This window comes from Pseudomonas sp. 10C3, assembly GCF_036346185.1.
In the GTDB taxonomy this organism is placed as follows: domain Bacteria; phylum Pseudomonadota; class Gammaproteobacteria; order Pseudomonadales; family Pseudomonadaceae; genus Aquipseudomonas.
On the sequence record NZ_JASJVE010000015.1, the window covers coordinates 99,029 to 124,272 of the forward strand.

The window sequence follows — 25,244 nt, forward strand, 5'->3', positions numbered from 1 at the left end:
CTCGTAGACATTTAACGATAGAGCTAAGGCTTAAGCGAGTGCGCAATCACACATAGTCGAGAAACATAAACTTCCAGACGTGATTGCCCATTCACAATTGATCGCATGTACGCGCCAACCTTATGTACCTCCCGAGCCTGTCGATCCAAACCAGCGTTACCTCCACCTATATTGATTTTCCTAAGCTGGCTATTCATCGTAGAACGAGAGCTTGCACTTTCGTGAGCAATGAAATTTCGCATAGCAATGCAGGAGTTTATAAGATTCCGGTCGGGCTGAGATAATGAGTTTATATTTCTACCGCTAACTGCAGAGATTTTGCCTCTTGCAAACTTTACCATATCGCCTGCTGTAGAAAATGTCTTATTAAATCCATTAGGATCAATCGCCTTGCGCGCCTGTTCAACAGTAAGATGCTTAACTGGCTTAAATGTTATCCCCGACTTTACCCATATAGGCACACCCACACTTACCTGCTGCAAGGCTTTATTGAAAAGCCACTGCTGGTAATTTTGAGAATCTTTATTAATTAATCCAACAAAGAGATTCGATATATATATTTCATATGCGACGTACAGCTTATGAAAGCACAACTCCGAAAGCTTACTTAAATATGCATCGCGCTCTCTAAGCTCGCCATAAAGCCCCTTAGTTACCAAATATAAATCACGAATAAAGTGTGCTTCGGATTCAAACTTCTCATACAGATTATCCAAATCAATTTTACGCAATCCAAGCTACTCCATTCATAACGTTTAACGTCCATTTCAAATCAAACAGATTTATAGCCACTTATACCAAGGAGATCTGCGGGATGCCAGCTATTCAAAGAAAGCACATAAACGACTTCAAAACTCAGTACGGCCTTAGCTTCAACCTGCAAGACGATGAAATCCTGGTGGATTTCTTCTGTGGTGGTGGAGGAGCCGGTACCGGCTTGGAAATGGGCCTTGAGCGTGCGGTGACCGTGGCGAAAAATCACAACCCTGCGGCGATCAGCATGCACACTGTCAACCACCCACATACCAGGCATTACACCACCGACGTGTTCGAGGGCGACCCTGACACCGAGTGCGGAGGCAAGGCGGTCGGATGGTTCCACATGTCGCCAGACTGCACGCATCACAGCCAGGCAGCCGGTGGCCAGCCGCGTAAGCGCGAGATTCGAAACCTGTCTTGGATCGGCCTGAAATGGGGTGGCAAGAAGAAGCCGCGCGTGATCAGCCTGGAGAACGTGAAGCAGATCCTTCAGTGGGGCCCGCTGATCGCCAAGCGATGCAAGCTGACCGGGCGCGTCGTAAAGCTGGGTGGGGACATTGCGGGACCGGGCGAGGTCGTTCCGCTCGAGCAGCAATTCCTGATACCCGATCCGAAACGCAAAGGCCATACCTGGTCGCGATTCGTCGCCGAACTGCAGGGTATGGGCTACGTCGTCGAATGGCGCGTGATCAAGGCTTGTGACTTCGGCGCACCGACCAGTCGTGAACGCCTGTTCATGATCGCGCGGTGCGATGGTCAGCCAGTCGTATGGCCAGAGCCAACCCATGCGAAGAAACCAGCAAAGGGTCAGCTTCCTTGGCGCACCGCCGCCGAGTGCATCGACTTCAGCGATCTGGGCAAAAGCATTTTTGGACGAAAGAAGGACCTGGCACCCGCCACGCTCCGGCGCGTAGCGAAGGGCATGAAAAAGTTTGTCATCGACAACTCAAAACCCTTCATCGTGCCGATCGCGAACTGGTCGACCGAGACAGTGCAATCGATGGATGAGCCCTTGCGTACTATTACCTCCTACCCGAAAGGCGGCGCATTCTCGGTAGTCAGCCCCATCATTGCGCCAGCAACCCACCAGGGCAGCGACCGGATCAACGATCCACTTGAGCCATTGCCAACGGTTACATGCGCCAACCGCGGCGAACTCACACTGATCAGCCCTACCCTGATCCAAACCGGTTATGGCGAGCGAGACGGACAACAACCAAGAGTTCCGGGACTTAACCAGCCGCTCGGTACCGTTGTCGCTGGTGGCGTTAAGCACGCCCTGGTCAGCACCTTCATGGCGCAGATGAATGGCGGATTCAACACCACAGACGCCAAGGGCATCGACGAGCCCATGACCACAGTGACGAACACCGGCAGCCAACAGCAACTGGTCGCCGCCAACCTGGTGCATTTTCGCGGTAACTGTGATGCCCGTGACCTGAGCGACCCCCTGCACACCGTAAGCGCCGGCGGAACTCACCACGGCCTGGCCAGTGCATTCCTTGAGCGCCAGTTCGGCGCCAGCATTGGTCAGGGCATCGATGAGCCCGCACCAACCATTACGGCGGGCGGCGGCGGGAAGAGTTCTCTGGTTTCATTCCAGCTTTCACCCGAACACGAAGAAGGTGCCTTGCGGGTTGCGGCATTCCTGATCAGCTATTACGGCACCGAGAACATGAGCGGACTCAACAAGCCGGCGCCGACCATCACCACGAAGGATCGGCTGGCCTTGGTCACCGTGATGGTCAAAGGGGCACCGTACGTGATCGTCGACATCCGTCTTCGGATGCTGCAGCCAGCAGAGCTGTACCGAGCGCAGGGCTTTCCCGCCGACTACATCATCGACAAGGGCGCCGACGGCAAGCCCTTTACGAAGACCCAACAGGTGCATATGTGCGGGAACAGCGTGAGCCCTCCACCCATGGCTGCATTAGCCCGGGCGAACGATCCATGGCGGGTGACTCATAGTCAGGCAGCCGCAGCCTGACTCACCCTGACCTATTGCTCTGAAGACTGGCTATTAGCCCATCCGTGGACCAGAAGATCGAGGCTTCGGGTTGTCATGAAGCTTTTCGGCCAAGGCAATCGCTGACGGCAAATCACCGTGCGAAACGTTAGAGGCGTCTGGCCCATTCACGAAAAACCTAGCTTCGTAATATGTGCCGTCTGCCCTCTGCTCTTCCCATGCTTGAACAGTGTACTTGCCTACATTTCCCACAAGCTTACCCCAGCGTCCCATCGCTCAATCCTTAGTGCTCAACAAATATTTGAGCTTACTTTCTACCTTACAACGCTCTGGCACGCCAGCCGGCGAGGACGCCTCATGCCCACAGAAAATAAAATCGCTGAGCCGGCACCGAGCCTGGCTACCGGTCACGACCTCAACGCCGCGACATGGGCCGACTTCGTTCAGCGTCTGCGTCACGACTGTATCGGCGAACGGGTGCGGGATCACTGCACCGCCGCGGCCATCTTCATTGTCGAAGCCAGAAGGATTGTCTGCGGCCTGGACATGGACTGCACCGACAAGCGTCTGGTGTATTGGGACAGCGGCGAGTCGGTGGCTTACTCGATTCATGAGTACTGGCTGACCCTGGACCGCCGGGAGAAATCCGAGCTGAACAAGCGCATGCAGAACTGGTCCGAGTGCCAGTTCATGAAGGCCGGCGAGGATGATCAGTGGTACGTGTTGGATGGGTTGTCAGAGCACACCGTCACCGGCTGGGACGACCGTTGGGAGTACGTCAACGCGCACTTCACCCATGCCGCGGCCGAAGCCTTTATCAAGCGTAAGAAACACGACTACCGCGACGGCATGCGCGTCTACGTCGATTCGCAGTACTACGCCTGGGAGTTCAACGCCATCAAGGAAGCGATCCTCGACGGCACGCTGACCTATACTCCAAAGGTGGCAGCATAAGGCGCATCGACCTCAGCGGGCCAATGACCTGCCTGCCGGAGATCGAATTACAGCTTGCGTAGACATTATTTACCTTGCACCACTTGAACACGTGCATGGCTTATGGACTTGTAGACGCGAATCAATCGTAAAAGAGGCCACCAGTCATATAGAAAAATCTGCAGCGGCCGCCACATTGCTACCCAGCCAACGATCATTAGGCTTTCGCGCGCTATGTTGATGACAGGGCCAGTACCAAGTTTACCAATGACATCGGCCATGATCAGGCACAGGATCACAAAGGAAACGCCGATCAATAGGCTAATGCGACCGTCCCGAAGGAGATGCTTCAACTCACCGCGTACGAGACCTGCCTTATGATCAAAATAATTGTGGATTGCTTCGACCATAATCGCACTTGGCTCGCCCTCTGCAGGCAGGTGCTCAAGGTGGATTGTAATCTTGAGCCGGCTGTCCGACGTAAATTCCGCCGCCCAGGTCTCAATGAACGCTTCCGCTTCGCGATCGAGATCCTTGTTAAGAAAAGGTGTCGGATCCATCGAGTTGAACAACTGCCCAAGTTCGCGTACCCGGAGTTGAAGATGATGCTCTGGTGATGACTTTTTTTTCATCGTGCTACCCGACTGTCATGCGTTGGCAGTTTCAAGTCTCGCAACTCGCTTTCGTTGCGCATCAGTCTTGTGATCGACCTTTCTCCAACTCTACCGTATCTCGCCGCTCGGGAACCGGACAAGTGGCTGGCTATACCTTGGGCGAATATGTATTCGCATTCCAGAATGGCAGCTCCCAAAACATGCTATTCCCGGGCTAGCGGACCGGAGAGAAGCGAAACGCCTGAACAACTCTCCGCAGTAACGCCCCCCCAACTCAAAGTCAGCCGCTATAGCGGCAAGGACGAAGTCATGCCTGATAAAAAAGCCACCACTATCTGTATTTACCACGGCAACTGTGCCGATGGCTTCGACGCCGCCTGGGTTGTTCGCAAAGCCCTGGGCGCCGACATCGAGTTTCATGCCGCCACTTACGGCCAGCCGGTGCCGGACGTTACGGGCAAAAATGTCGTCATCGTCGATTTTTCCTACCCCTATGACACGCTCGTCCAGATGTCCTACGAAGCAGCCTCATTGCTGATCCTCGACCACCACAAAACTGCGCACGAAGACCTGAAGAATCTATTTTGGGCTGGTCTTACCTATAAGGACTTCCAGAGCGATTGCAAAGCAGAGTGCCGCTGCAACAACTCACCCCACATTGGCGCGATCTTCGACATGACCCGGTCCGGCGCCGGTATCACATGGGACTTCTTCTTTCCAGGCTCGCCCCGCCCCGCACTGATCAATCACATCGAGGACCGTGACTTGTGGCTGTTCAAGCTGGAAGGCACTCGCGAGATACAGGCCAGCGTCTTCAGCTATCCATATGACTTCGAAGTTTGGGACGGCCTGTTCGCTGCCGACGTCAGCGCCTTGCGCTCGGATGGCTGTGCGATCGAGCGCAAGCACCACAAGGACGTCGCGGAATTGGTCGGGGTGACTAAACGCCGGATGATGATCGGTGGCCATGACGTGCCAGTGGCAAACCTGCCGTACACGCTGACCAGCGATGCGGGGCACCTGATGTCTGCGGGCGAGCCCTTCGCCGCCTGCTACTGGGATACGCCGGAAGGCCGATCATTCAGCCTGCGCAGCTCTGACGCTGGTGAGGACGTTTCAGCGATCGCTCAGCAGTATGGCGGTGGCGGTCATCGCAATGCCCCAGGCTTCCGCGTTCCGTTCGGCCACATCCTGGCTATCTAACACCCATCCCCACCTTCTGCCGCCATAGAGCGGCGCGGAGCCCTCATGAGTTCAATCGAATTCCTGGAACACAAAGAGGTGTGCGATCTCACTGGAGCGCGCACTAAATCTGGCCAGCTCACCGTACTGCGCCGCAACGGTATCCGCCACACAATCAAGCGAAACGGCTGGCCGTGCGTAACAACAGCCGCTCTTGTCGCAAGCCCGGCGCAACAGCCCAAGGAAATCCCAGCCTGGCAGCCGAGGAAGGCGGGTTGAATGGGCCGCAAACCGTCTAAGCCAGGAAGTATCGCCCGCTTTCGGGAACGCAAGCGCGGCGACAAAATTTACTATTTCTACGATGTTGGAGGAACACCGCGAAAGGAACTTCCGCTTGGTAGCGACTATGGCCTGGCTATCGTTGCTTACGCAAAGTTCGAACAAAGCCGGACATCCACCGCACTTGCTCGCACAGTTCTAACTCTCGAATATGTTGCTGAGCGGTATTTCGAGGAAGTTGTCCCGACCAAGGCAACCGCCACCCAAAAGGACAATACGCGGGAATTGAAACAACTTCTGTTGTTCTTCAATGACCCGCCGGCGCCCCTTGAAGCAATTGAACCCCAGCATGTGCGCCAGTACCTTCGATATCGTGGAAAGAAAGCTCCAGTCCGTGCCAATCGTGAAAAGGCGTTGCTGAGTGCTATCTGGAACTTCGCCAGGGAGTGCGGCTACACGGCTTTGGCCAACCCCTGCTCCGGCGTCAAGGGTCACAAGGAAACAGGGCGCGATGTGTACATCGAGGACGAAATGCTGCTCAAGGTCTTCGAACACGCGGACCAACCTCTCAGGGATGCCCTTGATCTGTTCTACCTGACGGCCCAGCGGATCACCGACACGCTCAAAATGGATGAGCGGGATGTCCGTAACGGCCAATTGGCGGTACACCAGGGTAAGACCGGGGCAAAGCGTCGAATTGAAATCATTGGTGATCTGAAAGTGCTGATCGACCGAATCATGGTCAGAAAGGCCGGCTACAAGATCCGGGCGACTCGATTGATCGTCATCGAAAACGGACAACCAATGACCTATTCAATGCTTAGATCACGGTTTGATATTGCGCGGGAAGCGGCTGGCATCGCCAAAGCATCCTTTCAAATGCGTGATCTGCGCGCCAAAGCTGCTACCGATAAGGAGGAGTCGACGGGCAATATCCGAGAGGCGCGGGACCAGCTCGGACATACCACAATCGGCATGACAGAGAATTACATCCGCACCCGGAAAGGCATGAAGGTTACGCCGACGAAATAGCGAATTGCGGAAAAGGATATTTTTTTGCGGAAATAAAAGCTAAGGGCCTGCATGAGATATCTCATGCAGGCCCTTGTTTTATATGGTGCCCGAAGCCGGGGTCGAACCGGCACGTCCTTACGAACGAGGGATTTTAAGTCCCTTGCGTCTACCAATTTCGCCATTCGGGCGGTAGCGCGATGTGCAGGGAATATATACATCCCTACCCGGTGAAGCAAGTTTACTGGTCCCGTCAATGCAACAAAACATTGCGCGCGAAACCAATAAAAAAGCTCCGTAAATCATGGATCTACGGAGCTTGTTTATGATGGAGGCCGAGGTCGGAATCGAACCGGCGTAGGCGGATTTGCAATCCGCAGCATAACCATTTTGCTACTCGGCCCCAAACGTACAACGTCGATACAGCTGACATTGAACGCATACACACATGAGCTGAAAACTTGAATCTAATCTAGCTTCCAACCCTTTGAAATCTATAGGTTTTTTTACATTCCCACATCAGGAATGGACGCAATTCTGGACTTGTTCGAATAGCATGTCAATCGCTGGCAGAAAATAATTCCATACCCTGCTCCCGCTGGCTCTCGACAGCCAGCTGAAAAAGCAGTTATCTCCCGCGTGAAGCGCCGATCACGCGTGTGACGTTTTTCAACCGTCATAACGCCCTGAAACTAATGCGAATTACTGTCCCAAAACCAGCTCCAGAACCCAGGCAACTGAACAGGCTCAAAACTGTCCCTGACGGTGCGCGCCATGACGGCATGCTGCAACGCTGATCGATCATCGTAAAAAGGCTTGGCTGCGGTTGTCAGACCCGTCTCGCGCGCACTGTCGATCAGTATCTGCAGGTATTCCTGCGCGTGCCGAGCGGTGTAGCGATTGAGGTCGTGAAACGTCACTACCACCGGAATAGCGCCATCGACCGCTGGCAACTCACCTGCTGCAATCCGCTCGCGTACTTCGGACAACTGCCTCAGCATGCTGGACCGTCTGCGCAGGCTGAAATTGTAGCCCCATATCTTGCCGTCATTCGCGCTCAGATCGGTCAGCAACACATGCATGCCATGCTGCTGGTAAGCGGCGAAGGTGCGCTTATCGTAGTTCCAGAATGGCGGGCGCACCAACACGGGTGGTGCACCGGTGATCGCAGCGATGTCTGCACTGCCTTCCGTTAGCGACTGTTCCAGCTCTTCCGGGCTGAGAGAACGATGATTGGTATGCCCCGGCGTAGCGGTATGGAAGCCCAGCACGTGACCTTCGTCATATTCACGGTGCATGATTTTTCGGCCCAATTCACTGCCGCCCGCCCGTGCCGCACGGGTCTGCACAAAAAATACTGCCTTGATGCCCGGCTGCACTGGATTGTGGGCAAGATCGTCGAGAACGGAGAGCGTCGGATTAAAAAAACTGGACGCACTTGGCCCGTCATCAAAGGTCAGCAAAAAACGGACAGGGGCTTGTGCGTGCAAACGCTGCTCAGTCTGTGGCGTCATTGCGATCGGGGCGCTGATACAACCAAGGAGGCCGACAGCGATAGCAAGCGCTGATAAAACGGTGACGATGTGCTTCATGCTTCTACCTTAGAGCGTCCCACGCCAGTGAAGACTGTCGGGCGAAGACAGATGGCGGTAAGTTATTCAAAGCCCATTAAATGACTGGCATCCCGGCGCATTCGCTCGGAAAGTCAAACGTGTCGTTCCTTGCCTGTAGATTCGCTACTATATTTGCTCCGCGCTTCTTTTCTGCGGTTTTCTTCATTCTGGAGCTCGAATGTCTAGTCAAAAGGACATCGCCGCCGAAAGCGGCGCACCGATGATCCCTGAGCAGCGCCGTGAGCTCATGCTACGGCAGTTACGCAAGCATCAGGTGCTGAGTGTTCATCAATTGATGGAAATGTTCGACTGTTCGCACATGACCATACGCCGCGATATCGCGCTGCTCGAACAGGAAGGACGTGCTTACTCGGTCACGGGTGGCGTGCGGATCGCCAGCCAGTTGCACAGCGAGCCTAGCCATCAACTCAAAGCGGTCGTCGAATTGCCGCAGAAGCAGGCGATGGCAAAACTGGCCGCACGGTTACTGCACCCCGACATGACGATTTACTTGGATGCCGGAACCAGCACTCTGGAAATCGTACCTTTTATCAAGGCGCTGTCCGGCATGACCGTGGTGACCAACGACTTCGGGATTGTCCTGGCGTTGATGGATGCGCTCCATGTCACCGTCATTCATACCGGCGGACAGCTGGATCATTCCAACCATTCATGCGTAGGCGGTTTGGCGGTGGCCACGTTGCGCCAGATCGTCACCGATATCGCCTTCATATCGACCAGTTCGTGGGATCTTCGTCGCGGCCTCACAACGCCTTCGGCGCTGAAGGTCGAGGTCAAGCAAGTCGCGATGCAATCGGCCTCGCAAGTGGTGCTGGTGGCCAGCAGCTCGAAGTACGGCACGTTCAGCATGTACAAAATTGCCGGGATCGAGCAGTTCGACATTGTCATCAGTGACGACGCGCTGACCCCTGCCGCAGCCGACAGCATCCGCAAACAGGGGGTTGAACTGCTGCTGCCTTCTGATGACAGCGTGTAAGGCTTTGCGCGTTAGCGAGCGTTCCAGTCCCGCAGCCACTGCAAACCGACTGACGTGTTGCCGCGCGGCCTGTATTCGCACCCTACCCAACCGTCATAGCCCAACTTATCGATCAACTCGAACAGATAGGGATAGTTAACCTCTCCCAGATCCGGCTCGTGCCGGTCCGGCACGCCCGCGATCTGGATATGGCCAATACCGTTAAAATCCCGTCGCAATTTGCTGGCCAAATCGCCTTCGACAATCTGGCAGTGGTAACAGTCGAACTGAACCTTCAGGTTACTGGCGCCCACTTCCTTGCAGATGGCTTGCGCCTGATCCTGTCGGTTAAGGAAAAAGCGTGGCATGTCTCGGGTGTTAATGGGCTCCAGCAACACCGTGACCCCGACTTTGACCGCCTGGGCGGTCGCGTAGGCCAGGTTTTCCAGGTAAATGGCGTGATGCCGAGCCCGGTCATTCTCGGAGGGCAGCAGGCCAGCCATGACATGAATTTGTGAGTTACCCAGCACCGCGGCGTATTCCAGCGCCCGATCAAAACCACTGCGAAATTCGCTTTCACGGCCCGGCAACGACACCGTGCCCCGCTCGCCGGCCCCCCAATCGCCGGGCGGCGCATTAAACAGCGCCTGCACCAGGCCGTTGTCGCTCAAGCGCTGCTTGAGTTCCTGAGCGCTGTAATCGTAGGGAAACAGATACTCCACCGCTTCGAAACCATCGGCGGCTGCAGCGGCGAAGCGATCCAGAAACTCATGTTCCGGGTAGAGCATACTGAGGTTGGCAGCAAAACGAGGCATGGTAGCTCCTTGGATAGAGGGTTAGACCAAAGGCCAGATCAGCAAGGTAATGCAGAAACCCAGCGTACCGAGCAATGTGGTCAATACGGTCCAGGTACGCAGGCCGTCGGCCACACTCAACCCAGCCAGTTTGGTGAAAATCCAGTAGCCGGCATCATTGATATGGGACATTGCCAACCCGCCACCGCCCATGGCCAGGCACAGCAGAGCCATGTGGTTCGGGGTCAGATTGAGGGTCGCAATCAGTGGGCTGATGATACCAGCAGTGGTCACCAGGGCCACCGTGGTCGACCCCTGGACCGCGCGCAACAGCATGGTCAGTAGAAAGCCCAGAGCGAGCACCGGCAGACCGGTGGTGCGTAACATATCGGAGACCACTGCGCCGATGCCGGTATCCACCAGCACCTTGCCGAATACACCGCCAGCACCGGCAATCAAGATCACCATCGCTACACCGGGCAACGCCGAGCCGATCACGTCGGACACCTGAGTGCGGCTCCAGCCACGACGCGATCCCAGCAGCCAGGCACACAACAAAGTGTCCAGCAGCAGCGCCACCAGCGGCGCGCCAAGCACAGTCATGATCCCGCGCAGGGTCGACTCGGGCGGGAGCAACGAAGTCGATAGCGTACCCAGCAAAATCAAAATAATCGGCAGCAAGATCAGACTGACAATCAAACCGAAACCTGGTGGTGGAGCTGGTGGCAGTTTGGAAACAATGCTGTTGGTGGATTCTTCAAGGCCCATGTGGGACGCGGCCACAGCGGCGCGTTCAATGCTCTTGCCGTTGCCATTGGACCAAGCAGCCAGATCCTCGTTGGTGACATGCGGACCATACACTTCGGCACGAATATCATCGGTCATTGGGTACACCCGACGGGTCATGCGCCCCGCTACGCGATAACCGATGTAGCACAGCAGCGCAGTCATTGGCAGGCCGAACATCAGCACCCGACCCAAATCGGCGCCCAACTGGCTGGCAGCGGCAACTGCGCCTGGATGTGGCGGCAGGAAGGCATGGACGGTCAGCAAGGCCGCACACATCGGCAGCGCAAACACCAGCAGCGGTTTACGCGCAGTGCGGGCAACGCCATAGGCCAGTGGCATCAAGATGATTACGCCGACTTCAAAGAACACCGGCACCCCGACCATAAACCCGGCAACCGTCAGCGCCAGGGGCGTACGTCGATTACCGAAGCGCGTGATCAGGGTCTTGGCCAACGCCTCGGCACCGCCGGAAAGCTCAATGATCCGCCCAATCATCGCGCCCAAGGCAATGATGATCGCGATATGGCCCAGGGTCTTGCCCATACCGCCTTCGATGGTAGCGACCAGATCGGCCGGCTTCACTCCGGCCACCAACGCCACCAGAATGCTCACCAGCATCAACGCCACGAAGGGTTGGAACTTGTACTTGAGCACAAGGAATAACAACAGCGCTATCCCTAGTCCGGCGGTCATCATCAGGAATAGCGGGCTCATTTCAGAAGCCCCCCACGCCGGGTGAACGAAACGGTTCTGCCACTGAATCTGAAAATGCCGCAGTGAAGGTTAGTCATGCTTGGATTTCCTATTGTTATTGTTATTGTTTTGTCAGGCCAGCCGGAGCCCTCGAGGCTCGTTGCGAGTCCCCGGGACAGGGCCTGCTTTATCGATCTACCGTGTTAAATCTGCGTTCTACCAGTGCACACCAAAAATCTCTCGCAGCTCATCCAGCGCAGCCCGGTCCAGCGGATCAGGCTTGGGATTGCTCATCAACCAGAGCCGGGCAGTTTCCTCAAGCTCTTCCAGGGCATAGCTTGCGCGGGATACCGAACTCTCCCAGAGCACAGGACCCAGCCTTTCGAGCATTACGCCACGAACGCTATTGGCCAACTGCGCGACCTGCTCTGCGACTTTCGGCGAGCCCGGTCGCTGGTAGCCAATCAAGGGGATGTGCCCGACTTTCATGACCTGATATGGCGTCAAGGGCGGCAAAATGTCGTCTGGATGCCAGACACCCGCCAGCGTCAACGCCACCAAATGGGTGGAGTGGGTATGCACCACGCCACCGACGCCCGGGTTGCGGTCGTAGACCTGGCGATGCAGCGCGAGAGTCTTTGAAGGTTTGTCTCCGGACACCCATTCGCCAGCCAGATTGACCTTGGCGATGGTCGCTGGATCGAGGCGCCCAAGACAGGCATCCGTCGGCGTTATCAACCAGCCATCCTCCAGGCGGGCGCTGATATTGCCTGCGCTGCCGACGGTGTAACCGCGCTGATAAAGGCTACGGCCAACCTCGCAGATTTCTTCGCGCAATGCGTTTTCCTTGCTCATTGCGCGCCTCCCGCCAGTTGCGTCAAGGCTTTGCTGAAGAAATCCCGGCTGCCGAAGTTGCCCGATTTGAGTGCCAGGGCCAGTGGTTCATCCGTGTTGCTGACAGTCGCCGGCACACCCGGATCAATCTGCGCGCCTATCTGCAGCAACTGCACACCCAGCGCCTGAACCACGGCACCCGAGGTTTCTCCCCCTGCGATCACAAAGCGGCGCACGCCACTCTGGCGCAAACCCTGCGCAATTTCACCGAAACTGTTCTCAACCAGACTGCCAGACTGCTCGACACCCAGTTGGTGCTGCACCACTTTGACCTCTTCCGGCGAACTGGTGGCGTAGATCAATACCGTCTGTTCGTTGTTCCGGGCGAAGGCCAATGCCTGGGACACTACGGGTTCGCCAGCTGCCAAAGCCAATGGGTCAATCCGCAGGGCTGGCCGACCGGCTTCGAGCCAGGCTGCCACTTGACCATTGGTGGCCACGGAGGCGCTACCGGCCAATACCACTTCACCGCCCAACACCGCCGGCAGCTTCGAGGCGTCAAAGTCACGCAGTTTGCCGGCGCGGCGGAAGTTCTCGGGCAAGCCCAACGCCAATCCCGAACCGCCAGTCAACAACGGCAGATCGGCGCAGGCGGCACCCAGGGTGTACAAATCCTTATCCGACAAGGCATCGGCGATTGCCATGCCGATACCTTGGGCCCGCAATTTGGCGATGCGCGCACGCACCTGGTCGACCCCTTGAGAGACAGTGTCGTAGCGCAACAGGCCGACATTCAGGCCGGTCTGCGATTGCAGAACCCGAACCAGATTGGCATCGGTCATCGGCGTCAACGGGTGATGCTGCATGCCGGACTCGCTGAGCAACTGATCCTGTACAAACAAATGACCGCGAAAAACGGTCCGACCATTTTCCGGGAACGCCGGACAGGCCAGGGTAAAGTCGCTGTCCAGCGCGGCCAGCAGCGCTTCGCTGACTTGGCCGATATTGCCGGCTGCGGTGGAGTCGAACGTCGAGCAGTACTTGAAGAAAATCTGCTCGCAGCCTTGCTCACGTAACCACGCCAGCGCCGCAAGGGATTGCTCGACCGCTTCGGAGACGGGAATGGTGCGTGATTTCAGGGCAATGACGATCGCATCGGCGTCTAGCCCGGTAGTGACGTCAGCACTCGGAATACCGATGCTTTGTACGGTGCGCATACCGCCGCGTACCAGCATGTTGGCAAGGTCCGTGGCACCCGTGAAGTCGTCGGCGATACAGCCCAGCAATGGCCGTGCAGTGAATGTGTTCATGGTGCATTCCTCAAACAGGCTCAGGCTTGGCTGTCGGCAGCTCGATACCCGGGAATATCTTGATCACCGCCGAGTCGTCCTCACGACCAAAGCCCGCACTGGAAGCCTGCATGAACATCTGGTGAGCGGTGGCCGACAGCGGCAGCGGGAATTTGCTGGCCCGCGCGGTATCCAGCACCAAGCCCAGGTCCTTGACGAAAATATCCACCGCCGACAACGGCGTGTAGTCGGCCTTGAGAATGTGCGGTACGCGGTTTTCGAACATCCAGGAGTTGCCAGCGCTGTGGGTGATCACTTCGTAAAGTGCGTCGGCATCGACCCCTTCACGCAAGCCCAACGCCATGGCTTCGGCAGAGGCCGCGATATGCACCCCGGCAAGGAGCTGGTTGATGATCTTGACCTTCGAGCCCAAACCATGAACGTCACCCAGGCGATAGACTTTGCCGGCCATGCCCTGAAGAATCGCTTCGGCCTTGGCATAGGCATCCGCCGGGCCCGAGGTCATCATGGTCATCTCACCCGCAGCAGCCTTGGCCGCCCCACCGGAGATCGGTGCATCCAGATACAGCAGGCCCTTCTCAGTCAGGCGCTGTCCCAAATCCACGGCATAGGTCGGCGCCACGGTGGCACAGCCGATCACCAGACTGCCAGGGCGCAGCGCGGCCACGGCCCCTCCTTCTCCAAACAATACTGCCTCGGTCTGGTCAGCGTTCACCACAACGGTAATGATCACGTCACACTCAGCGGCCATGTGAGATGGCGAAGAGCAGGCTACGCCGCCCTCGCTGGCAAACTGCTCCGTCACTGAAGCGCGCACATCACAGGCATGCACATTGAAACCGCTACGCAACAACGAACGAGCAATGCCCAGGCCCATCGCGCCCAAACCAACCACACCGACATTTTTGTTATTCATGGGGTACTCCAAAGGGAAACAGCGGCTTATTCCGCGCCAGTAAGGCGCAGACGGCAGGCCACGTTGTAGAGATTATTCAGGGCATTGAGGGCGTAAGCGTTGCCCGCGATGCTGTCGCTCAACGCGTGAATAGGGTCCTTGTCGAACATCGAGGCAATCCTGTTTTGTCTTGTTTTCAGGTTGTCGTAAAGGCTAGTCAGATAATCTATCAATGATCTGATTATGTGAAGTTATTTTTTAAAATAACATTTATTAACACTCTGGCCTGAAATGCAGATGCGTGAGTATTGGTTCCGCACTGCACTCAACGCATCTGGAGTGAGGCATCCCTGCCAAAGAGTTGATTGATGTGTGGAAGCGCGCCCAGACGTATCCTCAGACTCAACACCTTGAAATCGCGCTGGCACAAGAGGCCTGTGGACAGCTACCGGCGTCCGATTGTGCTGGCCCGGTCCACCTGCCGCCGGCGCTGCGCCAGCTCGGAAGTTGATTGCGGAATAGCCATGGACTGGGGCGTTTGGCGCTGACCCAGTATGCGAGCCAGCGTGGCCCGGACGGTGGCCTCATCATTGTCGAAGTCGCCATGATGCCGCGCCTGGGAGGCACTTTGATTACCCTTTGGCAGGTCATTGGGCGCACGCACCCAATCAGCGTTTGCTCCCGACTGGAACAGCCCGCTGAGTGCCGGATCGCTTCGAATGAAACTCTCCATGCCCAAAATCGGCTCACCATCGGGACGAATGAGTGGGATGCGGACCTGATCCTCGAAGGCATCGGACACCAGGTAGAGGAGAGACTTGTTGTAGACATGCGCGCAATTGTCATCGCGTTCGGCCTGGTCCGTCAGGGTAAACAGGCCGAACTGCCCAATGCGCTTATCACGGATGGGTTCCAGGTACGTCTCTTGGAACAGCTTCACAGTGCAGGCTGGCGCCCACAGGTGACAACTGGCAACCGTTGCTCCAAGTCCGTCCACCTTGCTACCTGCCATCGGACCACTATTCATGGCACCCTTTGACACTAGGTATTGCACCAGCGGCGCGAGGAAAATGCTCCCGGCACTGTGTCCCACCAGATGGATGTCTACGCCCTGTTTCGCAAGCACCGCGAGCCCCTCGGCTACCACCCGTGCACCACCCTCGGCACTAACGGTGGCAAGCAGCGCGTTTTTCTTCATTTCATCCCACTCGGATTTGCCAGTCAGCAGGCGCGCAATGGGTTCCAGAGCATCGTCCAAACGATCGAGCATGAAGTCCTTTGTTGCGTCCAGGACGCCTTCGGGGCGCCGGCGCCGGGCTGCGTCAGCCAGCATGTTGCTCAGGGTGGTCCAATAGTCGGTTTTCCAGATAAATGCCAGTGGATAGCACTCTGCATCAAGCAGGGTCTGTCGATAGCCCGCGACCGTTTCAATCGCGCTGGCCTGGCTGACGAGCCCGCCGTGGGCATAGACGACGATGCGCTTTTTGTTCCACTTCTCGGTGATTCGTGGAAAGTCCACGTCGAGAATTTCGCGCACACTGCCGAGCGTGGTGCCAATGTCGCCGCGAGGGTCGAGCGCGCCATCATTGCCGATGCTGATGACATGCGGCCGAATTTCCCTGAGCGTCTCACTGGAAGACACCGCCGCAGTACCGATTGTCGGGCTGGCAATACGCGCCACCGCTGTCACGTTGATGGGGGCGCCAAGCCGCGCTACCCAGACATCCAACCCGTTAGTGAGCCAGTCGTCATAACGCACGCGACCGAACCCTCCGAGGCCCCAAGCCTCCCCCCAGGAGTTCTGAACCCAGAAGCCGTCCTGGTCATACGCCACGATCGCGAAGGCATGGCCACCGAGGATATCCGATGACGGCTGGATATAGCCGTCAGCACTGACCTCGCTCCATCCGGCATGTACAGTGGCGCTAGCATACAACACGCCGACCTCGGCGATTGCAGCGTGCATGGCCACGATATCCGTATGATTGACACGGAAATATGCGCCCAGCGGACGTAATGCCGCCTCTTGCGCAAGTTTTTCGGTCAGCGCCGGCACCTTGCTTTTGGACTGCCATTGCGCTGCCGTACAAACGCCGTGCTTGTACCAACACTTCATTGCGCCACGGCAACTTGAACCTTCGTAGTCCACACCGGCCCACTCATCGTAGCGACGGGCCAGGTCGTAGAACATCTGTGGGCTCACCTGAGTCTGGTCAGATTTGTACTTACGGGTACGAAAGAGATAGTGCGCAACTGTCGCAAGACCGTATCCGGTACAGGCGCCCTCACGCCCTTGGTCCAGAATCGGTACACCTGCCTTCTGGTAGTCGCTGAGTTCCCTTCGTATCGGAACCTCCACCAAGGTGGGGACATACATGCTGTCTCGGAAGTCCAGCCCGTCAGGCCTGACATTCAACACGCGCACCTGAGCCGCTCCGGAAGTGCGAGCAGATGAGGTTTACTTTGGAGTGGCTTTACCGACGTCGCTTTTCTGTACCTTCTTTGTCGCCTTTTTTTGTGCAGCGTCAGTGGCTGGTGCTTCAGCGGCACTGCTGACCTCTTTGCCTTTGGATCGACCTGTTCTAGATGCCATTTCGAGTGCTCCTTTGCCGCATTTGCGACTGGCACTACTGACGCTTTTGCGCCCCCCAGCCATGTGGGAAATCGTCGAGGTGTGATATCTCGACGAAGCATAGCCAATGCGGTGGCGGGCCGCCTTTAGCGGACAGCTTGAACTCAATTGATGGTCTGATTCCTGCCCCTTTAAACCACTCAAAAAGCAACAAGTCAGAGGCTCTACTTAACCGTTCGGGCAACACACCTTTCTGATTTCAACGCTTAATGTTATGCGTCCATCGCGAGCGTCGCGCTGATCGAAAACAACTCGATTCAACGCTTGACCTCCATTGCCCGCGCAAGATGTTCACCGAAGCCTTTGAAGCGTACGCTGCGCGAGCAGCTATGCTTTTTTCAGCAATTCAAAGCGCGATTGCCCTTACTTCAACGCATCAGTGCTGCTCACCTGGGGGGCCACGGCTTTATGAGCGATTCTAATTCTTCGCCCCCCCTCCCGGAATCGGGGCGGATTGCACTGCGAGTGAAGGCGGGCGATCAGGCCGGTTGGGGTCGCTGGATCCCGGGGCTCAACACGCTGCGCGGATACCAAATAGCCTGGTTGCGGCACGACATCATGGCCGGACTGGTGCTGACCACAATGCTGGTGCCTGTCGGCATCGCCTACGCGCAAGCTTCAGGCCTCCCCGGCATCTATGGCCTGTACGCGACCATCGTCCCGCTACTCGCTTACGCGTTGTTCGGGCCTAGTCGGATACTCGTGCTGGGCCCAGACTCCTCATTGGTTGCAGTCATCCTCGCCGTCATCCTGCCACTCTCCGGCGGCGACCCACAGCGTGCGGTCGTCCTTGCGGGGATGATGGCAATCGTGTCGGGAACGGTATGCATCCTGGCCGGGGTAGCGCGTCTTGGCTTCGTCACCGAGCTTCTTTCCAAACCAATCCGCTACGGGTATATGAACGGAATAGCCCTGACCGTATTGATCAGCCAACTGCCCAAACTCTTTGGCTTTTCGATCGAAACCGACGGCCCGCTGAGAAACCTGTGGGCCATCGCCACAGAGGTGGTGGAGGGAAAGACCAACTGGACCACGTTCATGGTCGGTGCGGTCACACTGGCAGTAATCCTGCTGCTCAAGGGCAACCAGCGCCTGCCTGGCATTCTGATCGCCGTGGCAGGGGCGACCGTTGTCGTTGGCGTGCTGGGCCTTGACGCGCGCGCTGGCGTGCTGACCCTTGGCTCCCTTCCGCAAGGCCTGCCTGCGTTCGCCATCCCCTGGATCAAAACCACCGATATCGTCCCCGTCCTGATCGGCGGTTGCGCCGTCGCCCTCATTTCGTTCGCCGACACCAGCGTACTCTCGCGTGTCTATGCGGCGCGGACCCGCACCTATGTCGACCCGAACCAGGAAATGGTGGGGCTTGGCATCGCGAACCTGGCCGCAGGACTCTTTCAGGGCCTTCCCATCTCCAGCAGTTCGTCACGTACGCCTGTGGCCGAGGCGGCAGGGGCGAGATCCCAGCTGACCGGCGTCGTCGGCGCGCTTGCCGTGGCCTTGCTGCTGGTGATGGCGCCAGACATGCTGCAGCATCTACCCACCAGCGCATTGGCTGCTGTGGTGATTGCATCGGCCATTGGCTTGATCGAGATCAGCGACCTGCAGCGAATTTATCGCATCCAGCGCTGGGAGTTCTGGCTGTCAATTGTCTGTACGGTTGGCGTGGCCGTGTTCGGCGCGATTCAGGGCATTGGCCTTGCGATCGTGATTGCCGTCATCGAATTCCTGTGGGATGGCTGGCGTCCGTATTCAGCGGTTCTTGGACGCGTCAAGGGCGTTCAGGGCTACCATGACCTCAAGCGCTATCCAGGCGCACGCCTGATCCCAGGGCTGGTTCTGTTTCGCTGGGACGCCCCCTTATTTTTCGCCAATGCCGAGCTGTTCCAGGATCGAGTGCTGGATGCGGTGGCTGCCTCCCCTACTCCCGTGTATTGGTTGGTCGTTGCGGCGGAGCCGGTCACCAGTGTGGACGTGACGTCTGCCGACATGCTGGCTGAATTGATCGAAACCCTGCACGCTGCTGAAATCGAGTTGTGCGTTGCTGAAATGAAAGACCCGGTCAAGGACAAGCTCAAGCGATTCGGGCTGTTCGCACGACTTGGCGAGCACGCGTTTTTTCCGACTGTAGGTGCCGCCGTGAGCAGCTATCTGTTGACTCATCCGGTGGACTGGGACGATGAGAATCGCTGAGCGACGAGGCAATCCTGAAGCGTAGCCTTCCGGTGATCACCTCTGGCGAATGTGATCTGCGTCGGAACCGGTGCATGGATGGCTTAGTGACCTCAACTGCACTCAATTTATTGGTTTTACCAACGTTGCCCCTGCATTTTGTACGCTTTAAAAACTCGCCGTGGAGTTTCGCTGCCGTGGTACCGGCTTCATAATGGTTGCGCAGCCAATCGGGAAGATATGCACCTTGGTTGCTTCATCACCGGCATTCTACAGGCAGCCTAAGAATGATGACGTCCTTGGTCTCATCGGTCATCGAGTTCCTGACGGCGCATCCGCATGTCGCCTACTTGGCGGTGTTTCTTCTGGCGCTTTCCGAATCAGTCCCTATTATCGGTGCCGTCGTTCCAGGCACAGCCGTGATCCTTGCGCTCAGTGCCTTGGTGCCGAGTGGCGTGTTATTGCTCTGGCCATTGCTGGTCGCCGCCAGTTTAGGCGCCATAGCAGGCGATGGTCTTTCCTTCTGGCTCGGGCATCGATACCAGCGCGAGATTCTTGGTTTCTGGCCGTTGAACCGGCATCCTGAACTGATTGAACGCAGCGAGGCATTTTTTACGCGTCACGGCGCCAAAAGTGTGTTTCTAGCGCGCTTCGTTCCGGGCGTCCGCGCCTTCATTCCACTCCTCGCAGGCATGATGGGAATGGCGGTCAGTCGGTTCTATGCCGTCAATGTTGCCTCGGCGCTCGCTTGGGCTCCGTCGCATATTCTGTCCGGTGTGCTCCTCGGTGCAACGTTCAGTATTCTCGGTGCAGCCGCAAAGCCGCTCTCGATCCTGCTGGTCGTTCTACTCGCAATGGGCTGGGCGCTCCTGCATATCGTACGTTTTACGGTGCGTCGCGGCGTCCCTTTCTTCATCGACGCACTAGGGCGGCTGCAGCGCTGGGCTGGCACTCACGACACCCGACTGAGCCGCAGTCTCACCCATTTACTTGATCCTTCACGACCCGAAGCACGGACTCTCGCGTTGTCGGCTGTATTTCTCGTCGGAGCAGCCTGGCTCTTCCTTGGCATCCTTGAGGATGTCATCACCGGTGACCCCTTGCTGCTCGCAGACAGCGCGATATACCACGCTCTTCAGGATCTTCGTACAGTGCCAGGCGATGCGGTGATGATCGCTGTTACAGAGCTCGGAGACACCAAGGTTGTGATAGCGGTCACGATTATTGTGTTGCTGTGGCTGATGTGGCAACGCGCCTGGCGTACAGCAGCCTATTGGCTGGTTGCGATTGCCGGCGCTTCGGTTCTTAACACTGTCATAAAAGTTGCGCTGCATCGAACTCGACCCGGTGAGCTTCTCTACTCTGGATGGAGCACATTTTCCTTCCCCAGTGGCCATAGCACGGTCAATGTCGTGCTCTACGGTTTCCTCGCATTTCTCATCGCGCGCGAGGTCCGCCCGGCATGGGGTCTCGTGGTTGCTCTCGGCGCGGCAACCCTGGTGTTTCTGATTGCATTCTCACGCCTCTACCTTGGTGCGCATTGGCTTTCCGACGTGCTCGGGGGACTGGCATTCGGATCCGCGTGGCTCGCGCTGCTCGGACTGTCCTACCTGCGACGCCAAGCCAGGCGCCTTGAGCCAAGAAGCCTACTCGCGGCCGGATGTTCAGCTCTGATTCTTACCGGAGGACTCAATATCTATAACAGTCATGCGACCGACAGCGACCGCTACGCCGTCAAGGTGGGAACTCCGTATATGGCTGCCACCGATTGGTGGGCGTCGGGTTGGCAGCAACTGCCGGCACGGCGTATCGATCTCACTGGCGAGACGAATGAGCCGCTGACGTTCCAGTGGGCCGGAGGCCTGAAGGATTTGCAAGATGCCCTGCAGCGCAACGGATGGCTTAATTCGGCGGACTGGACACCGGTGGATGCCCTGAACTGGCTTACCGCCCCAGCCGACCCAACAGGCCTTCCGGTTATTCCACTTTTCGCGAGTGGCCGCCTCCCCAGCCTGACGCTCGTTCGACCAAATAGTGATGGAGCACTTACCCGTTCACGCCTCGTGCTTCGAATGTGGGTCGTCGATTTCGAACTCACGAACGGGCGTACCGTACCGCTCTGGATGGGTTCAGTTGTGGAGGAGCGTTTCTATCATCCACTATCCCTCATCACGTTGACGTCGACACAGTCCTATGTGAATGCACCGCGCAACACGCTAGCCGCCGCTCTTGACGGAGGGCGACTTATCCCCCGGAGCGAAGGAGCCGCAGATTCAGATTGGGATGGGCAGGTCCTGTTAGCGCGCCACGGTGAGAAACAGAAAACGATGTCCGACTGAGCGTGACTGTCAGGGTATATCTGCACCCGGCCGCCTCCCGAGCGACATGCACGGTAGCTGTACTCGCAGGGGCGTTAAATCGTACTACTGGAGCATGGTCCGTGCTCGGGCGCTGGTCATGCACTATGGTCAGCCACTCTCCAGCCTGCGGGGAGTCACTGACAGTGACGCCAACGGTATTACAAGCGGACGACAAGGGAACTATCCATAAGGAGATAGCTCTTTTGGGATATGGCACCAGTACCACGTTGGAAAATGACACGTGGAAAGGTCTTAAAGCTCCAATCCGATCATCTGGCATCTCTGCGCCCAGCGGACGATGAAGTCGTTGAGATGCTCCTTGAGGGTGATCTGGCTAACTGATTCAATCCAGTCGCCCGCCAATAGCTTACGCATGCGTACACATGGCTTGTTTATTTTCGTATGCGTAATACACTGGGATTAGTAATTTATCTCTCAGGAGAGTCCTCATGGTCACGGCAAGCCACGCCCATAGCGCTACACATGACATTGACAGCCCAGAGGCCGGGCGGGTCGCGCTGAAGTTTTTTTTCGGTCTCATGGAACACTGGAACTGCTCAGTCGATCAGCAGCGTGCATTGCTGGGGTCGATCAGCACCACGACCTTTTACAAATACCGACGCATTCCAAGCGTGCGGCTGCCGCACGATACGCTGGAGCGCATCTCTTACCTGATGGGCATTCACAAGGCGCTCAGCATCATATTCAGCAATAACCGCGACCGCGTGTATGCCTGGGTCAACAGTCCGAACACGGCTGCCCCCTTCAACGGTCAGACGGCGCTGAAATACATGCTGGCCGGTCGTGTGGTCGATATTGCAGATGTTCGCCGTTATCTGGATGGGGTCCGCGGATAATGGCTGAGAAGTTGGAGATACCCGTGTGGGACAGTGCTTACCGTGTGATCAGCAGTTCGTTCCCGCCGATCACCCTCTTCGAAGACATCCTGGATCCTGCTGAGCTGCAAATGTCGTATGCACTGGAGTCTCTGACCAATGACCGACTGGCCGAGGAAGTGGGCCTTATCAGCCGGGTAGCCCCTGAAGACCGAGTATCCGGACACGGTTCAACGCCTGTTATGGCCGCGTTCACGCATATTGGAAAGATCAGTCGGTTCACCGATGGAACGTTCGGTATCTACTACGCGGCCAGCAGCCAAAGAGCAGCCATCGCCGAGACCAGCTTCCACCAGGAACGATTCCTCGCTGCGACCAATGAACCGGATGTCGAGCTGACCATGCGCACCTACGTGAACAAGGTCGTCAAGCCGATGCACGATATTCGCGCAGGCTTTGCTCACCTGCATGACCCTGATCCTGCCAACTATAGCCCCGCACAAGCATTTGCCAAAAAGCTCCGTGAGGAGAAATCATGGGGGCTCCTGTACAACAGCGTTCGCGCCAATGGGCATGAGTGCATAGCCGCTTTCCGCCCTCCAGCGGTATCCATACCGGTGCAGGGCAAACACATCCGCTACGTTTGGGAAGCCAGAAGTCAAAAAATCGGGTACTTCTTCGAAATTACTCAGTTGTGATAGCCGCTTTGAGACCGGGGTGTCTATACCGCGCTTCGAACATCGACCTTTGATTCGTATGTTGAGAACGCCGCGCGGCAGCCATGATCTACCCTCCTCTCGCCCTCTCCTCCTTTATAAATTGCCAATCATCTCGGTGCGATGGCCGCATCTACCAACACCTGCGCTTCTGCCACCAGACGCTTGAGGTGGTCTTCACCGATAAAGCTCTCAGCGTAGATCTTGTAAATGTCTTCCGTGCCCGAAGGACGTGCTGCGAACCAGCCGTTCTCGGTCATGACCTTCAAGCCGCCAATGGCCTGATCGTTGCCTGGTGCATGGCTGAGAATGCTCTGGATCGTTTCACCGGCCAACTCTGTGGATTTAACCTGATCGGGCGACAACTTGCTCAGCAGCGCTTTTTGCTCAGGGTTAGCCTTGGCTTCCACGCGAGTGGAGAACGGTTCGCCCAGTTCCCGGGTCAGGTCCTGATAGATTTCGCTAGGGTCGCGGCCTTTACGGGCGGTGATCTCGGCGGCGAGCAATGCCGGGATCAGGCCGTCCTTGTCGGTGGTCCAGACACTGCCGTCCCGACGCAGGAATGAGGCGCCAGCACTTTCTTCGCCCCCAAAACCCAGGGAGCCATCGAACAGGCCATCGGCGAACCATTTGAAGCCCACTGGCACTTCATACAGGCGTCGGCCCAGGCGTTTGGCCACGCGATCAATCATGCCGCTGCTGACCACGGTTTTACCAATGGCGGCATCGGCACGCCAATGGGGACGGTTCTGAAACAGGTAATCGATGGACACCGCCAGATAATTGTTCGGTGCCAGCAGCCCACCCGTTGGGGTGACGATGCCGTGACGGTCGTGATCCGGGTCGCAAGCGAATGCGACTTGAAAGCGATCCTTAAGGCCGATCAACCCCTGCATGGCGAAGTTTGAAGACGGGTCCATCCGAATGCGACCGTCCCAATCCACGCACATGAAGCGGAACGTCGGGTCGACGTGCTGATTGACCACTTCCAGGTTCAGACCGTAATGCTCGCCGATCGCCGACCAGTAATGCACCCCGGCTCCGCCCAGCGGGTCAACGCCCAGACGTAGATTTGCGCCGCGAATAGCATCCATGTCGATGACGTTTTTCAAGTCAGCGACATACGTATTGAGGTAGTCATGGCGGTGGGTGGTGTCTGCACGCAAGGCCCTTTCATAGGTCATACGAGTGACGCCCAGCACCTTCTCAGCCAACAGCTCGTTAGCTTTTGCCTCGATCCATTTGGTGATGTGGGTATCTGCCGGGCCACCATTGGGCGGGTTATATTTAAAGCCACCACTTTCCGGCGGGTTGTGCGACGGGGTGATAACGATACCGTCGGCCAGGCCGGAAGTGCGGCCTCGGTTGTAGCAAATAATGGCGTGGGAAATCGCCGGCGTGGGTGTGTATTCGTCATTTTCGGCGATCATGACCTGCACGCCGTTAGCCGCCAGTACTTCCAGCGCGGTGACACTGGCCGGTGTCGACAAGGCATGGGTATCTGCGCCGAGGAACAACGGACCGTCAATGCCATTGACCTGACGGTACAGGCAGATAGCCTGACTGATGGCCAGAACATGCCATTCGTTGAAGCTCAGCTCAAAAGAACTGCCACGGTGACCCGACGTGCCAAACGAAACGCGCTGGGTGGAAACCGATGCGTCAGGTTGGCCGGTGTAATAGGCCGTTACCAGTCGCGGAAGATCAACCAAGAGTTCTGCTGGCGCTGGTTTGCCAGCAAATGGACTGAGACTCATACGAAACCTCCATGGAGGGAAGAAGACAAAAAAGAACAAGTTCTGTGTGCAACACCCCGACAGATGCAGGGGAGCTATGAGGCGGCAGTTTACTGGCAGTTTGACCGCTACGCTAAGCTATCTATC

General features: G+C 57.0%; 22 protein-coding genes and 2 tRNA genes. 10 read left to right on the forward strand and 14 right to left on the reverse strand.

Annotated elements, in window-relative coordinates:
• Window positions 1–23 precede the first annotated feature (23 nt).
• Window positions 24–731, reverse strand: coding sequence for a hypothetical protein (locus QN399_RS16260; RefSeq protein WP_330201259.1), 708 nt, complete (start codon window positions 729–731; stop codon window positions 24–26).
• 83 nt (window positions 732–814) lie between these two features.
• Here QN399_RS16260 and QN399_RS16265 point away from each other — a divergent pair, with 83 nt between their 5' ends.
• Window positions 815–2,746, forward strand: a complete 1,932-nt coding sequence (locus QN399_RS16265; protein ID WP_330201260.1) for a DNA cytosine methyltransferase — start codon at window positions 815–817, stop codon at window positions 2,744–2,746.
• Window positions 2,747–3,082: 336 nt separating this feature from the next.
• Window positions 3,083–3,679: a hypothetical protein gene (locus tag QN399_RS16270; protein ID WP_330201261.1), complete on the forward strand. Its 597-nt coding sequence runs from the start codon at window positions 3,083–3,085 to the stop codon at window positions 3,677–3,679.
• Between the two features lie 65 nt (window positions 3,680–3,744).
• On the opposite strand, the gene QN399_RS16275 is transcribed toward QN399_RS16270, so the two are convergent.
• On the reverse strand, window positions 3,745–4,290 hold the full coding sequence (locus tag QN399_RS16275; protein WP_323566086.1) for a hypothetical protein: 546 nt from the start codon (window positions 4,288–4,290) through the stop codon (window positions 3,745–3,747).
• A gap of 291 nt (window positions 4,291–4,581) precedes the next feature.
• On the opposite strand from QN399_RS16275, the gene QN399_RS16280 reads away from it, so the two are divergent.
• The 3 genes from QN399_RS16280 to xerC are packed head-to-tail and all read left to right on the forward strand — an operon-like array spanning window position 4,582 to window position 6,765.
• The gene (locus QN399_RS16280; RefSeq protein WP_330201262.1) at window positions 4,582–5,475 is read left to right on the forward strand and encodes a phosphohydrolase; all 894 of its coding nucleotides are present in this window, start codon (window positions 4,582–4,584) and stop codon (window positions 5,473–5,475) included.
• 45 nt (window positions 5,476–5,520) lie between these two features.
• Window positions 5,521–5,733: a DUF4224 domain-containing protein gene (locus QN399_RS16285; protein WP_330201263.1), complete on the forward strand. Its 213-nt coding sequence runs from the start codon at window positions 5,521–5,523 to the stop codon at window positions 5,731–5,733.
• Window positions 5,734–6,765: a tyrosine-type recombinase/integrase gene (gene xerC / locus QN399_RS16290; protein WP_330201264.1), complete on the forward strand. Its 1,032-nt coding sequence runs from the start codon at window positions 5,734–5,736 to the stop codon at window positions 6,763–6,765.
• Window positions 6,766–6,848: 83 nt separating this feature from the next.
• Here the strand turns inward: xerC and QN399_RS16295 are convergent.
• The 3 genes from QN399_RS16295 to QN399_RS16305 form a co-directional block, all read right to left on the reverse strand.
• A tRNA-Leu gene (locus tag QN399_RS16295) sits at window positions 6,849–6,935 on the reverse strand.
• Window positions 6,936–7,073: 138 nt separating this feature from the next.
• Window positions 7,074–7,147 (reverse strand) — tRNA-Cys (locus tag QN399_RS16300).
• A gap of 289 nt (window positions 7,148–7,436) precedes the next feature.
• Entirely contained in the window at window positions 7,437–8,336 is a 900-nt protein-coding gene (locus tag QN399_RS16305) for a polysaccharide deacetylase family protein (protein WP_330201265.1), read from the reverse strand.
• 199 nt (window positions 8,337–8,535) lie between these two features.
• Here QN399_RS16305 and QN399_RS16310 point away from each other — a divergent pair, with 199 nt between their 5' ends.
• The gene (locus QN399_RS16310) at window positions 8,536–9,354 is read left to right on the forward strand and encodes a DeoR/GlpR family DNA-binding transcription regulator (protein WP_322179243.1); all 819 of its coding nucleotides are present in this window, start codon (window positions 8,536–8,538) and stop codon (window positions 9,352–9,354) included.
• An 11-nt stretch (window positions 9,355–9,365) separates the two neighbouring features.
• Here the strand turns inward: QN399_RS16310 and otnI are convergent, their stop codons facing one another.
• From otnI to QN399_RS16345, 7 genes are all read right to left on the reverse strand, one after another.
• A complete protein-coding gene (gene otnI, locus QN399_RS16315; RefSeq protein ID WP_322179242.1) occupies window positions 9,366–10,148 on the reverse strand; it encodes a 2-oxo-tetronate isomerase in 783 nt (260 codons plus the stop codon).
• 21 nt (window positions 10,149–10,169) lie between these two features.
• Window positions 10,170–11,630 (reverse strand): SLC13 family permease, encoded by a 1,461-nt coding sequence (locus QN399_RS16320; protein WP_330201266.1) that lies wholly within the window; start codon window positions 11,628–11,630, stop codon window positions 10,170–10,172.
• Between the two features lie 195 nt (window positions 11,631–11,825).
• The gene (locus QN399_RS16325) at window positions 11,826–12,464 is read right to left on the reverse strand and encodes an aldolase (RefSeq protein ID WP_322179240.1); all 639 of its coding nucleotides are present in this window, start codon (window positions 12,462–12,464) and stop codon (window positions 11,826–11,828) included.
• The gene (otnK, locus tag QN399_RS16330) at window positions 12,461–13,753 is read right to left on the reverse strand and encodes a 3-oxo-tetronate kinase (RefSeq protein WP_330201267.1); all 1,293 of its coding nucleotides are present in this window, start codon (window positions 13,751–13,753) and stop codon (window positions 12,461–12,463) included. The genes QN399_RS16325 and otnK overlap by 4 nt, the downstream gene beginning before the upstream one ends.
• 10 nt (window positions 13,754–13,763) lie before the next feature.
• Window positions 13,764–14,669 carry an L-threonate dehydrogenase gene (gene ltnD, locus QN399_RS16335; RefSeq protein WP_322179238.1) on the reverse strand — a complete coding sequence of 302 codons (906 nt, stop codon included), beginning with the start codon at window positions 14,667–14,669 and terminating at the stop codon, window positions 13,764–13,766.
• Between the two features lie 26 nt (window positions 14,670–14,695).
• A complete protein-coding gene (locus tag QN399_RS16340; RefSeq protein WP_322179237.1) occupies window positions 14,696–14,818 on the reverse strand; it encodes a hypothetical protein in 123 nt (40 codons plus the stop codon).
• A 275-nt stretch (window positions 14,819–15,093) separates the two neighbouring features.
• Window positions 15,094–17,025 (reverse strand): C1 family peptidase, encoded by a 1,932-nt coding sequence (locus QN399_RS16345; RefSeq protein WP_330201268.1) that lies wholly within the window; start codon window positions 17,023–17,025, stop codon window positions 15,094–15,096.
• A gap of 663 nt (window positions 17,026–17,688) precedes the next feature.
• Here QN399_RS16345 and QN399_RS16350 point away from each other — a divergent pair.
• Both QN399_RS16350 and QN399_RS16355 read left to right on the forward strand, forming a co-directional pair.
• Window positions 17,689–19,470, forward strand: coding sequence for a sulfate permease (locus QN399_RS16350; protein WP_322179235.1), 1,782 nt, complete (start codon window positions 17,689–17,691; stop codon window positions 19,468–19,470).
• Between the two features lie 266 nt (window positions 19,471–19,736).
• On the forward strand, window positions 19,737–21,788 hold the full coding sequence (locus QN399_RS16355; RefSeq protein ID WP_330201269.1) for a phosphatase PAP2 family protein: 2,052 nt from the start codon (window positions 19,737–19,739) through the stop codon (window positions 21,786–21,788).
• Window positions 21,789–22,061: 273 nt separating this feature from the next.
• Here QN399_RS16355 and QN399_RS16360 read toward each other — a convergent pair whose 3' ends face one another.
• Entirely contained in the window at window positions 22,062–22,184 is a 123-nt protein-coding gene (locus tag QN399_RS16360) for a hypothetical protein (protein ID WP_323567039.1), read from the reverse strand.
• 74 nt (window positions 22,185–22,258) lie between these two features.
• Here QN399_RS16360 and QN399_RS16365 point away from each other — a divergent pair, with 74 nt between their 5' ends.
• Together QN399_RS16365 and QN399_RS16370 are read left to right on the forward strand one after the other, a co-directional pair.
• On the forward strand, window positions 22,259–22,666 hold the full coding sequence (locus QN399_RS16365; protein ID WP_322179233.1) for an MbcA/ParS/Xre antitoxin family protein: 408 nt from the start codon (window positions 22,259–22,261) through the stop codon (window positions 22,664–22,666).
• A complete protein-coding gene (locus QN399_RS16370) occupies window positions 22,666–23,343 on the forward strand; it encodes an RES family NAD+ phosphorylase (RefSeq protein WP_322179232.1) in 678 nt (225 codons plus the stop codon). The genes QN399_RS16365 and QN399_RS16370 overlap by 1 nt, the downstream gene beginning before the upstream one ends.
• Window positions 23,344–23,471: 128 nt before the next feature.
• Here QN399_RS16370 and pgm read toward each other — a convergent pair whose 3' ends face one another.
• Window positions 23,472–25,118, reverse strand: coding sequence for a phosphoglucomutase (alpha-D-glucose-1,6-bisphosphate-dependent) (pgm, locus tag QN399_RS16375; protein ID WP_322216441.1), 1,647 nt, complete (start codon window positions 25,116–25,118; stop codon window positions 23,472–23,474).
• Between the last annotated feature and the right edge of the window lie 126 nt (window positions 25,119–25,244).

Bases quoted from the DNA above. Each gene is read 5' to 3' on its own strand.
- QN399_RS16280 (WP_330201262.1), top strand. From the start codon at position 4,582: ATGCCTGATAAAAAAGCCACCACTATCTGTATTTACCACGGCAACTGT.
- QN399_RS16325 (WP_322179240.1), bottom strand. From the start codon at position 12,464: ATGAGCAAGGAAAACGCATTGCGCGAAGAAATCTGCGAGGTTGGCCGT.
- QN399_RS16365 (WP_322179233.1), top strand. From the start codon at position 22,259: ATGGTCACGGCAAGCCACGCCCATAGCGCTACACATGACATTGACAGC.
- QN399_RS16345 (WP_330201268.1), bottom strand. From the start codon at position 17,025: ATGTATGTCCCCACCTTGGTGGAGGTTCCGATACGAAGGGAACTCAGC.
- pgm (WP_322216441.1), bottom strand. From the start codon at position 25,118: ATGAGTCTCAGTCCATTTGCTGGCAAACCAGCGCCAGCAGAACTCTTG.
- otnK (WP_330201267.1), bottom strand. From the start codon at position 13,753: ATGAACACATTCACTGCACGGCCATTGCTGGGCTGTATCGCCGACGAC.
- QN399_RS16360 (WP_323567039.1), bottom strand. From the start codon at position 22,184: ATGCGTAAGCTATTGGCGGGCGACTGGATTGAATCAGTTAGCCAGATC.
- QN399_RS16310 (WP_322179243.1), top strand. From the start codon at position 8,536: ATGTCTAGTCAAAAGGACATCGCCGCCGAAAGCGGCGCACCGATGATC.
- ltnD (WP_322179238.1), bottom strand. From the start codon at position 14,669: ATGAATAACAAAAATGTCGGTGTGGTTGGTTTGGGCGCGATGGGCCTG.
- xerC (WP_330201264.1), top strand. From the start codon at position 5,734: ATGGGCCGCAAACCGTCTAAGCCAGGAAGTATCGCCCGCTTTCGGGAA.
- QN399_RS16350 (WP_322179235.1), top strand. From the start codon at position 17,689: ATGAGCGATTCTAATTCTTCGCCCCCCCTCCCGGAATCGGGGCGGATT.
- QN399_RS16285 (WP_330201263.1), top strand. From the start codon at position 5,521: ATGAGTTCAATCGAATTCCTGGAACACAAAGAGGTGTGCGATCTCACT.
- QN399_RS16270 (WP_330201261.1), top strand. From the start codon at position 3,083: ATGCCCACAGAAAATAAAATCGCTGAGCCGGCACCGAGCCTGGCTACC.
- QN399_RS16275 (WP_323566086.1), bottom strand. From the start codon at position 4,290: ATGAAAAAAAAGTCATCACCAGAGCATCATCTTCAACTCCGGGTACGC.
- QN399_RS16340 (WP_322179237.1), bottom strand. From the start codon at position 14,818: ATGTTCGACAAGGACCCTATTCACGCGTTGAGCGACAGCATCGCGGGC.
- otnI (WP_322179242.1), bottom strand. From the start codon at position 10,148: ATGCCTCGTTTTGCTGCCAACCTCAGTATGCTCTACCCGGAACATGAG.
- QN399_RS16370 (WP_322179232.1), top strand. From the start codon at position 22,666: ATGGCTGAGAAGTTGGAGATACCCGTGTGGGACAGTGCTTACCGTGTG.
- QN399_RS16355 (WP_330201269.1), top strand. From the start codon at position 19,737: ATGATGACGTCCTTGGTCTCATCGGTCATCGAGTTCCTGACGGCGCAT.
- QN399_RS16320 (WP_330201266.1), bottom strand. From the start codon at position 11,630: ATGAGCCCGCTATTCCTGATGATGACCGCCGGACTAGGGATAGCGCTG.
- QN399_RS16265 (WP_330201260.1), top strand. From the start codon at position 815: ATGCCAGCTATTCAAAGAAAGCACATAAACGACTTCAAAACTCAGTAC.
- QN399_RS16305 (WP_330201265.1), bottom strand. From the start codon at position 8,336: ATGAAGCACATCGTCACCGTTTTATCAGCGCTTGCTATCGCTGTCGGC.